Origin of the sequence: Streptomyces sp. NBC_01508 (assembly GCF_045040315.1) — a bacterium.
Classification (GTDB): domain Bacteria; phylum Actinomycetota; class Actinomycetes; order Streptomycetales; family Streptomycetaceae; genus Streptomyces.
Genome location: NZ_CP109419.1, coordinates 626,361 through 635,807, shown reverse-complemented (window position 1 = coordinate 635,807; position 9,447 = coordinate 626,361). Strand labels below are relative to the sequence as shown.

The 9,447-nt window shown below is 66.0% G+C and carries 10 protein-coding genes; 4 read left to right on the top strand and 6 right to left on the bottom strand.

What is annotated here, in order from left to right:
- Positions 1-40: 40 nt before the first annotated feature.
- A complete protein-coding gene (locus tag OG700_RS02900) occupies positions 41-1,510 on the bottom strand; it encodes a class I SAM-dependent methyltransferase (protein ID WP_405608371.1) in 1,470 nt (489 codons plus the stop codon).
- 185 nt (positions 1,511-1,695) lie between these two features.
- Between OG700_RS02900 and OG700_RS02895 the strand changes: the two genes are divergently transcribed.
- Complete coding sequence (locus tag OG700_RS02895; protein WP_405608368.1) at positions 1,696-2,019, top strand: hypothetical protein; 324 nt, start codon at positions 1,696-1,698, stop codon at positions 2,017-2,019.
- A gap of 235 nt (positions 2,020-2,254) precedes the next feature.
- On the opposite strand, the gene OG700_RS02890 is transcribed toward OG700_RS02895, so the two are convergent.
- From OG700_RS02890 to OG700_RS02875, 4 genes are all read right to left on the bottom strand, one after another.
- Positions 2,255-2,944, bottom strand: coding sequence for a transposase (locus OG700_RS02890; protein WP_405608365.1), 690 nt, complete (start codon positions 2,942-2,944; stop codon positions 2,255-2,257).
- A gap of 100 nt (positions 2,945-3,044) precedes the next feature.
- Complete coding sequence (locus OG700_RS02885) at positions 3,045-3,632, bottom strand: GNAT family N-acetyltransferase (RefSeq protein ID WP_405608362.1); 588 nt, start codon at positions 3,630-3,632, stop codon at positions 3,045-3,047.
- 324 nt (positions 3,633-3,956) lie between these two features.
- Positions 3,957-4,103: a hypothetical protein gene (locus OG700_RS02880; RefSeq protein WP_405608359.1), complete on the bottom strand. Its 147-nt coding sequence runs from the start codon at positions 4,101-4,103 to the stop codon at positions 3,957-3,959.
- Complete coding sequence (locus OG700_RS02875; RefSeq protein WP_405608356.1) at positions 4,088-4,339, bottom strand: hypothetical protein; 252 nt, start codon at positions 4,337-4,339, stop codon at positions 4,088-4,090. The genes OG700_RS02880 and OG700_RS02875 overlap by 16 nt, the downstream gene beginning before the upstream one ends.
- A 73-nt stretch (positions 4,340-4,412) precedes the next feature.
- Between OG700_RS02875 and OG700_RS02870 the strand changes: the two genes are divergently transcribed.
- Together OG700_RS02870 and OG700_RS02865 are read left to right on the top strand one after the other, a co-directional pair.
- Positions 4,413-5,177: a transposase gene (locus tag OG700_RS02870; RefSeq protein WP_405608353.1), complete on the top strand. Its 765-nt coding sequence runs from the start codon at positions 4,413-4,415 to the stop codon at positions 5,175-5,177.
- A 171-nt stretch (positions 5,178-5,348) separates the two neighbouring features.
- A complete protein-coding gene (locus OG700_RS02865) occupies positions 5,349-6,770 on the top strand; it encodes an IS1380 family transposase (RefSeq protein ID WP_405608350.1) in 1,422 nt (473 codons plus the stop codon).
- A 605-nt stretch (positions 6,771-7,375) separates the two neighbouring features.
- On the opposite strand, the gene OG700_RS02860 is transcribed toward OG700_RS02865, so the two are convergent.
- Positions 7,376-8,062 (bottom strand): hypothetical protein, encoded by a 687-nt coding sequence (locus OG700_RS02860; RefSeq protein WP_405608347.1) that lies wholly within the window; start codon positions 8,060-8,062, stop codon positions 7,376-7,378.
- Between the two features lie 581 nt (positions 8,063-8,643).
- Here OG700_RS02860 and OG700_RS02855 point away from each other — a divergent pair.
- Positions 8,644-9,246, top strand: a complete 603-nt coding sequence (locus OG700_RS02855) for a GNAT family N-acetyltransferase (protein WP_405608344.1) — start codon at positions 8,644-8,646, stop codon at positions 9,244-9,246.
- Positions 9,247-9,447: the final 201 nt, after the last annotated feature.

The following is a 9,447-nucleotide window of genomic DNA, read 5'->3' as shown; positions in this document are numbered from 1 at the left end:
TCGATGTGGATACGGGCCGTGGGGCGTCGGTGCGGTTCAGTCACAACGTCCTCGAAGCTATGGGCGCCGGGTGGGGATTACGTAAAGCAACAACATGGGTACCCGCATCGAGGTCACGGCCTCCCACCGTGGCGTGGACACGGCGGTGTTCGACGGGCTCCAGCCCCTCGTCCTGAGCCAGGGTCATGAAATTCTCCACCCAGGTTTTGCGCTCTACGTCGTAGTCGACTCCAGCCACCAGGGCTTCGAGTTCCAGAACGCAGAAGCGCACGCGCTGCCACGGGCTGTCATCCCCGATATGGAACCACCGGTCCTGGCGCACTTCTTCGAGGAGGTCCGCCAAACGCTCCGGTGTCCGTCGGTCCGTATCACGCAGGGCGCGGATACGGCGCTGCTCCACAGGCGGGAGACGGGAGTCCGGAACGTGTGCGAGCGCCTGGTCGATATAGACGAAATGGTGGTCGATGACGGCCCGTGACCGCTCGGATTCCGACGCATAGGGAGCGACCATTTCGTCCGCGACAACAATCAGCCCCCCGGGCGCCGTGTGCCGCTTGAGGCCACGCAGGAACATACGGGTGTCCATGTGGTGGGAGGCACCGACCGAAACTGTCACCGGGTAGTCGCGAGGCCCGGCGAAGTCGGTAATCCCTGTCCTGTGCAAGGTCACCGCATGTCCCGCCGTGTTCTTCACCAGATGCGGGATGGCCGCCGGGCTGGGCTCCACCGCGTCGATCCGCGCGCCCGGGAACATTTCGGCCAGCATCACCGTCGGCAGGCCGGGCCCGCTTCCCACATCGAGCACCGCGTCGGGCAGAGCGCGGCAGTGCGACCGCACCATGCGGCCCAACTCCACCATCTGCACCGCATAGCCCGGGTGTACCGCTTCGAAGAGCGCGTACTCGTCGACGCTGACGCGGGCCTCCCACACCTCGGTAAACGTACCGTCACCTTGGGCGGAATCCCCCCTTCCGACGCTTTGGTGGGGATCGTGGTCACGCACGAATCGCGGCACCGCCGGGACCCCGGACCGGTTCAGCACATCACACGCGAGCGTGGCCACCAGCCAGCTCTCGTGCTTCAACGCGGCCCTGAGCCGTTCCTCGTCCCCGGTGAACACGGAGCCGGCCCCGGCCGGCGGAGCCGTGAGGTACTCGGTGAGCTGCCAGACTTCCGTGGCCTGCACCGGCGCCGGTAACAACGGGCGATCGCGAACAACGCCGGGTCCGGCGCGATAGCCGTGGACCACGATGGAAGATGCGCGCTCCTCGATCGTCACTACCGCTCGCGGAAGCCGCATCCGCAGGCCGCTCTCCCATTCCTCGACGGACGCCTCGATCCGGCGCCCATACGTGTCCAGACACTTCCGCAGGGCCGGCCAACCGACGTCGCTCGACAGATGGATCATCCGTTCCGGCAGCCCGTTCTGGCACTCCTGCACTACTTTGGCCACCACGGATACAAGACGCTCAGATGAATTGATCATCAACTCGGGGCGCGACAGTTCCACGTCGTCCTTCCGGGAGGAGCGGTCCGGTCCGCGGCCGGAGCGGATCGTGCCAACAGCATCGCGACAACGGGGCGTGACGACGATTTCGTACCGCCCCCGTTCCTCGGAACAAACAAGGCTCAACTCTGACGGAGCCGCCCGACTCAGACAAGACTGCCCTTCGCGACGCACCCACCGTGGCGGCCGTGGCGACGGTGGACATGTCCGTTCTTCCGTCGGTTTCGGCTCGGGCCAGGCCGGTGCCGCTCTGTCCGGCGGTTGTCGGGGTCTGTGCCTGGACGGAGGCCGCCTACGAGGGCGAGTTGCGGATCCTCTTCGACGAGGAGCAACTGGTTCGGCCGGCCGCGCGGAGCGTGTCGAACCAGGACGTCCAGCCGTGGTGCTTCTACGAGCGCCAGGTCTTCGACACCCAGTCGAAGATGAGGGAGGTCGGCTCGGGCAAGGCTGTGTCGGACCTGGGCTTCGACGACCGCTCCGCCCAGCAGGGCGCCTGCCAGCGGGAGGGCTGAGCCGGACCGGCTCGACCTTGCCAAGGCCCTGGCCCAAGCCGAGGTCGCAGCTTGGATGTACCGGCGAAGAGGAGCACTTGGGCCCTCGCGCACGCCCCCAGCGGCAAAAACGAAGAGCGCACATCCCGCGTGCGCCGGCCCCGACCAGTGGCAGACCGCGAAGCGGACATATCCCTGTGCGACTCGAACCGCTTAGCCTGTGCAGCACCAATCGGGGACAAGCCGTTGACGCTGGTCAGCGCGTTGTGTGAAACACCCTGCGTATGCCGGTGCAGCCGGCCTCGACGGCGGTGGCCAGGGCCTCGCTCACGAATTTCGGGGCGCCCCGGGAGTCGGCTGCTTTGCCGCGGCGCATCCGCACCCCGGCGATCACCGGCCGCGAGGTGGGGGTGCAGAGGGTGGCGATCAGGGGGTGCAGGGTGCGGATGCCCTTGAACCGGCCGTACTCGGCGCCCTGCTTGGTCCGGCCGTAGACGCGTTTGTGGGTGGAGTCGACATCGATGAACGCCTTCGAGCCCGAGCCGGGCAGCAGCGGGGCGTGCGCGGTCAGCTCGGCGAGGAACTTCCGGTGCACGGCGTGGAGTTGGAGGGCATGACCGTGGGTGAACGCGCGAAGGAAGGTGCCCAGTGTGGACGGGGCGCGGATACCGCCGAACAGCGTCGGCATCGCACCGTGGCGCAGGACGTCCAGGTCGTCGATGCTGTCCGCACCCGCGACCATCCCGGCCACAAAGCCGGTGATCTTGGCATCCGCTGCGGCGTCCGCGCTGTTCTTCGCCCTGCTCAGCTTCACCTTGGCCGCAGCCAGACGGGACAGCCCGCACCGCTCGGCCAGTCGCATCACCGGGACCAGCCCCGCGTACGCGACCAGATTCATGTCATCGAACGAGGCGGACACCGCCGCAGCGGCATGGGAAGATTGCATCTCGCGGATGCACTCCGATTCTGTGGACATGGAACCCTAGGAAATCCCATCATCCCAGTTCAGAGGGCATCCGCGTCTCCATGTTCAAGCACTGGAATGGCTATTGACCGGCAGATTGGTCGAGGAAGCGGCTCATGTACAGTGCCGTCTCCCCTTCGGACTCGGTTCCGCTGTAGAGGGAAGTGTCCAGGCCACAGAAGGTGAACCCCATCCGCTGATAGACCCGGATGGCCGGAGCGTTGATGTTCGTCACCTCCAGCCAGACGTGCCCGGCATCGCATGCCCGGGCCCAGTCGATGGCGTGGCTCATCAGCGTGCGCCCGATTCCTCGGCCCTGGTACGGCCCGGCCACCTCGATATCGGCAATGACCAGCCGCCGGTTCCAGGGCTCATACTCCGTGTCGACATACCCGCACACGCGATCGCTATCCAGCGCGACGAACCGGCGCTTGCCCTCCGACGCCCTATCGCCCTCGGGCTCGTCGTCGGGGAAGACCTTGTGAACCGGCGGGTCCAGCCGAGTGGGTCGAATGGTGAACCCGCTGCCGGAGCCGACCACTTCGAAGACGGTGTCCGAGCTGAACTCGCCCTTGATAACGGCGGACCTGTCCCCCTCGCTCTCAGCCACGCGATAGGTGATTGCCTCCACTGCCTCACGTCCGGCTGATCCACTGTCAGGTAGCGTCATGTCTTCACCGTACCGGCCCGGCGCACCACAGCGGTCGGGTCCAATCCGCCAGCCGGACCACCGCCAACAGACCCGCGTCCGCGATCAGATTCGCTCCATCGAACCAGGCAGAGACCGCCGGAACGGCATGGGATGCCTTCACCCGAGAGATGCCTTGCCGATCGTGCGCGAAGAAGCCTTTGACAAGCCCATCATCACAGGTCACGAGGCATCTCCTACGTTCCCGCCACACATCTCCCAGGTATCACACTGGTGGATCGAGGCTAAGGGCTGTCCCGTAACTGCGGCCGTGGTGGGGTTTGGCTGTCTGGGCACTCCTCAACGTCAGCCGAAGATGAGCTCGACGCCCTCATCTACGCAGAAACGCAGGACGACAGTCAGCTGTTGGGCGTCCTGGATGTGCTGCTGGAGGATCGGTTCGTCGGGCTCCTCCTGCCACTGGCCGATGATTGCTTTCAGACGGGGCAGCATCGCAGCGCAGTCGGCGGCGTAGAGGCCGTCGCCACCGACATCCGGTGATCGAGGAGTGGCTCCAGGGGGGTGGAGATGTCGCTCCACGGCCGGTCGCCCCCGAAGCCCCACATCTCAGGGAGATTGAACCCCTCGGCCTGTGCGAGCTGTTCCCGGAAGTCGTTGAAGCGGATGCAGGACCATGTGACGTCCGGGCTGCTGTTGTCTCCGTCTCCTGGGAACAGGATCAAGCCCATGTCGTCCTCCTCGCTTGCGAAGTGGACAGGATCGCCCAGCACGAGCTACGTCGGCAACTGAAATGATCACCGGGTGGCTGGTGTGATCACGGCGTCGAAGCCGTCTTGGATAACCCCGTTCACGGGGCTGAGCCCGCGGCAGTTCGGGAAGCTGGTGACGGTTCTGCGGCGCGAGGGTGCTGACGCGGTCCGCAAGGGCCGGCCGTGGAGCCTGCCGTTGGAGGACCGGGCCCTGCTGGTCGCGGCGTACTGGCGCGCGAACCTGACCATGCGCCAACTCGCCCCGCTGTTCGGGGTCTCCAAGTCGGCGGACCGGATCATCGACCACCTCGGGCCGATGCTCGCTCTCCAGCCCCGCAAGCGGTTCGCCAAGGATGCCGTGCTCATCGTGGACGGCACCCTGGTGCCCACCCGCGACCACACCGTGGCCGCGCAGTCGAAGAACTATCGGTACTCCACCAACTACCAGGTCGTCATCGACGCCGACACCCGCCTGGTCGTCGTGGTTGGCCGGCCGCTCGCCGGAAACCGCAACGACTGCAAGGCATGGGAGGAATCCGGCGCCAAAGCCGCCGTCGGCAACACGCTGACGATCGCCGACGGCGGCTACCCCGGCACGGGACTTGTCATGCCGCACCGCCGACGCAAAGGCGAAGAGCTGGCTGAGTGGAAGCAGGAGCACAACAAGTCACACAAGCAGGTCCGAGCCCGGGTCGAGCACGTCTTCGCCCGTATGAAGACCTGGAAGATTCTCCGCGACTGTCGTCTCAGAGGCGATGGAGTGCGCCACGCGATGCTCGGCATCGCCCGCATGCACAACCTCACCCTCACCGGATAGTCGAGCGGCCCGCACCAGGGCCAACCACGCCCGAGGCGACTCGGAGATCATTTACGGGACAGCCCTTAGCCTCGCCGTTTCAGTTGGCGTGCGACCAGTTGCTGGCCGTGAACGCGAAAGTGCCTTCCGAGCTGGGACGATGAACCTTGTCGAGGGGTTCTGTCGGTCCAGGTGGAAGGCACTTTCTGCGTGCAGGGTATCGGTTCGCGTCCCAGGCTTCATGTCTCTGCTGACGGGGCGGGGGTGATCGGTCATGCCGGGGCACGGCTGCTGGCTGATCTCGCCGATGTCACCGGACTGACCAGCGCGTACTCCACCGCGCTCGGACCGCTCCGGCCACGCGGTACTGGTCATGACCCGGGCCGGATCGCGACCGACCTCGCGGTGATGGTGGCTGCCGGCGGCGAGACCATCACGGATCTGGCCGTCCTGCGCGACCAGCGCGAGGTGTTCGGCCCCATCGCCTCGACACCGACTGCCTGGCGGGTGCTGGCCGCCGTCGATGAACGCGTACTGGGCCGCCTGCGCTCAGCCCGGGCTCAGGCTCGGGAAGTGGCCTGGCTCCAGGCATCCGAGACCCGCTGCGGCATACCGGCGGCGAAAGCCGGCGGGCGGGAAGTGCCCGGACTGGTCCTGGACATCGACGCCACGCTGATCACCTGCCACTCGGAGAAGGTCCAGGCCGCACCCACCTACAAAGGCGGCTTCGGCTTCCACCCCCTGCTGTGTTTCCTGGCCAACACCGGCGAGGCCATGTCCGGGCGCCTCCGGCCCGGAAACTCCGGAGCCAACACGGCCGCGGATCACATCGCGGTTCTGGACGACGCTCTCGCGCAGATCCCCGACGCCCACCGGCACGGCACCGACATCCTGATCCGCACCGACAGCGCCGGATCCGCGAAAGCGTTCCTCAGCCACATCCGAGACCTGCGAACACGCGGAATCCGCACCTTCTTCTCAGTCGGATACGCGGTCACCGAACCAGTCCGCCGCGCGATCCGGGCCCTGCCCGAGCAGGTCTGGCACCCCGCCCTGGACCAGGACGGCACCCTCCGCGAGTCCGCCGAGGTCGCCGAACTGACCGGCATGACCGACCTTGCCGGCTACCCGGACGGCACCCGCATCATCGTCCGCCGCGAACATCCCCACCCCGGAGCCCAGCTCTCACTCTTCGACCAGGACGAAGGCATGCGGCACCAGGTCTTTCTCACCGACACCCCGTTCACCTCCGGCTCCGCCCAGTTCCTGGAGGTCCGCCACCGCCAGCACGCCACCGTCGAAGACCACATCCGGTGCGGCAAGACCACCGGCTTCGGCCGCTTCCCCTCCCGCCGCTTCGGCGTCAACGCCGCCTGGCTCGAACTCAGCCTCGCGGCGATCGACCTCCTTGCCTGGACCCGCACCCTCCTCCTGGACGGCGAACTCGCCACGGCCGAACCCAAGAAACTCCGATACCGGCTCCTGCACGTCGCCGCCAGAATCACCCGGGGCAGCCGCCGCCTCCGCCTCCGGATATCGGCGACCTGGCCCTGGCGACACGAGCTCACGGCCGCATTCCACCGACTGGCCGCACTACCCCGCCCCGCCGGCTGACCCACCACCCCCGCCCACCTCAACCCAAGGACCTCGGAGAACCCGACCCCGCGTCGGGCCCTCACCATGCCCACCGGCCGACCCAGCCTCAAACAACCTCGCTCAGCCGCCCAGCAACCCCAACTGAAACGGCGAGGCTAGCCTCCTTGTTTCGGTAGAAGGATGCTTGTTCCGCCCCTCACCGGCATGCGGGTCAGGCGAAGGCTTCCAGCAGGCCCTGATCTAGGCGGTCACCCGCTTTTCGCCGTTCCCCGGGCCAGCGGCCGGTGCAACTGGAGGACGGGGAGGTGACCGTGCACGTCAGGGTGACGGCAAGGCCCGCCAGTGTCGCGGCGACGGCAGTCGGCTTACAAGCGGTCCAGGGACCTGGGGCGTCCGAGTCGTCACCGAGCAGATGCCGCGGCTCCCCGACGGTCGGGGCGGGGGCTATCGCGGCGGGCCTCGTTTCTGTCCCCTCCACTGCCCCCACCACCTCCACCGGCGGCCTGGGCGAGGGTGTCGGGGTTGAACTGGAGCACGATGATGCGCCATGGTTTTCGGCGCTCGGAATCGACGATGACGATTCCGGACCGGATGGGTTGGGTTGGGTATAGGGGCGTAGCGGGTCACATACGCTCCCGGAGGCGGGCCCGGAGGTCCGAGTAGTCACATTCGGGAAAGATCCCGGGAAACAAATTGAGCATCCCGGTGAGCCGGTTCCGGACGTGGTTGCATTCAGTTTCTCTCAGGGAGACGTCAGCGAACAGGTACTGCCAGTCGTAGACGCCTTTCGTCGTCAGAAGAAGGTCGAGGTAATCCGCGTAGCCGATGTCCAGCTCCTGGAATCCGTGGGCCACCGTGAAGTACCAGACCTCCGGGAAGGATCTCCCGGGTTGAATCCGCAATGCGGCGAAGGAACCGGCGCCGCCTTCGGGCTGGTCGTCCAGGAGACGTAGTCCGGAGGCGAGTCGGCGGTCGGCCTCCGACGGGAAATCCCGCAAGATCTCCAGCGGCCCCGTGGTGATCGAGGTGTAGAGGTTCTTCAGACCGAACTCTCCGGTCAGTGGACGGTCCGCAGAGGTAGTTTGCCATTGGCACGCCAGATTCCGGAAACGCAGGAAGTGGCTTTGCAGCGATGCGTCAAGCACCACACCGAAACGCTGTACGAGTTTCTCGGCAACGGTTTGCGCATCCCCGTACGCGGTGACGAGAGGCCCCCGATTCTCCGCGAGTACACGGATGTCCGAGCTGTTCCCCAACTCGTCCATTAGGGTGAGATGCCGCTCCTCGTAGGCAGTGAGCACCTTGCTCATGTTGCTCCGCGCAACCCTCTCGATGTCACAGTTGCTCTTCCAGGAATCCGATCAGTTCCTTGTCCCGGACCGCCCCCTCGATCCGTTTTTTGCTCTCCTCGACGAGACCGTCTCGTATCGTCGCCCTCCTCCTGTCACCTTGCCAGGGCCGCAGCCCAGATCCGCGACCGGTCCTCGATCAGACGCAGCATGAGGCGGTTTAGAGCCTCCCCCCGCAGGGCGACTCTGAAGGGCCATACCTTCATCTTTCGCACAGCACCATTTCCAGAAGCGGTCCTACAACCAACTCCCTTTCGTGTTCAGGACACAAGACCACCAAGATCCCCGACAGAGTCAAGGTAAGTGCCTGTGTCTGAACCTCGGATGGAGAGTCTTCTCAGGTCAGGATTCGAACGAGGCGATCCGAAGGCGGCTCGATGGGCAGCGCAAGACGCCCGGCCCCCGGCGGGGAGCCGGGCAGGTATGAGGAACTGAGCCTGGTGTCGGTGTATGGGGCAACGCGGCCCACCGGGTATACCGAACTCGCACGTCCAAGCCGATACTCAGGGATTGATCTCGGTTGTCCCGCCTATCGAGCGCCCATGATCGGGAGGACCAAGCGCACCCCGTGGCACGACAGCGCGTTCACCCGTGCCATGGTTGCTGCCATGACAGTTGGCGCGGTTCCGGGCAGTGAGGTTGTACTCGAGACAAGTCGCCTGCTGCTCAGACCTTGGCGGGTAGCCGAGGCCGTCGTCCAGCATGAGCTGTGGACCGAACGTGATCCACGAGTGCCGCCGCACCGCCGAATCGACGCGGACGGACACCCCACGGTCGCGGAGCTCGAGGGTTCGATCCGCACCAACCAGCTGTGGTCGAGCGGGTTGCTGGCGGTCGAGCGGAAGGCATCTCGTGACGTCATCGGCTACTGCGGGCTGGTCGACAGCGAGCGAGGATCGGCAGGGGAACCTGAACTGGCATTCGAACTGCTACGCCGAGTTTGGCGTCAGGGATACGCGACCGAGGCATCGTTGGCGGTTGTGGAATGGGCGAGATCATCTGGGTACGAACGTCTGTGGGCCACGGTCTGGGACTGGAACACCGCTTCACGCCGTGTGCTGGCCAAGGTCGGATTCACTGAAACCGAGCGGAAGGAAGTGGACGCGGTGTACGGAACCCTCCTGTTCACCACGAAACGGCTCTGACACACCCCGTATTGGCCTTGCGGACGGCTCTGTGCCGACGGCTGACGCCGAGCCCCCTGGTGCGGATTGCCCTGTGGAGCCGTCGTGGTGGTGCGACAATTAGGCTGGCCCGAGCCGAGCGACCTCTTGGTGGGGTTGCTGACCGCCGACGCCAAGATGATCAGTCGCGTTGAGTCTCGCGGGAGGTCTGCTGTCCGCTTC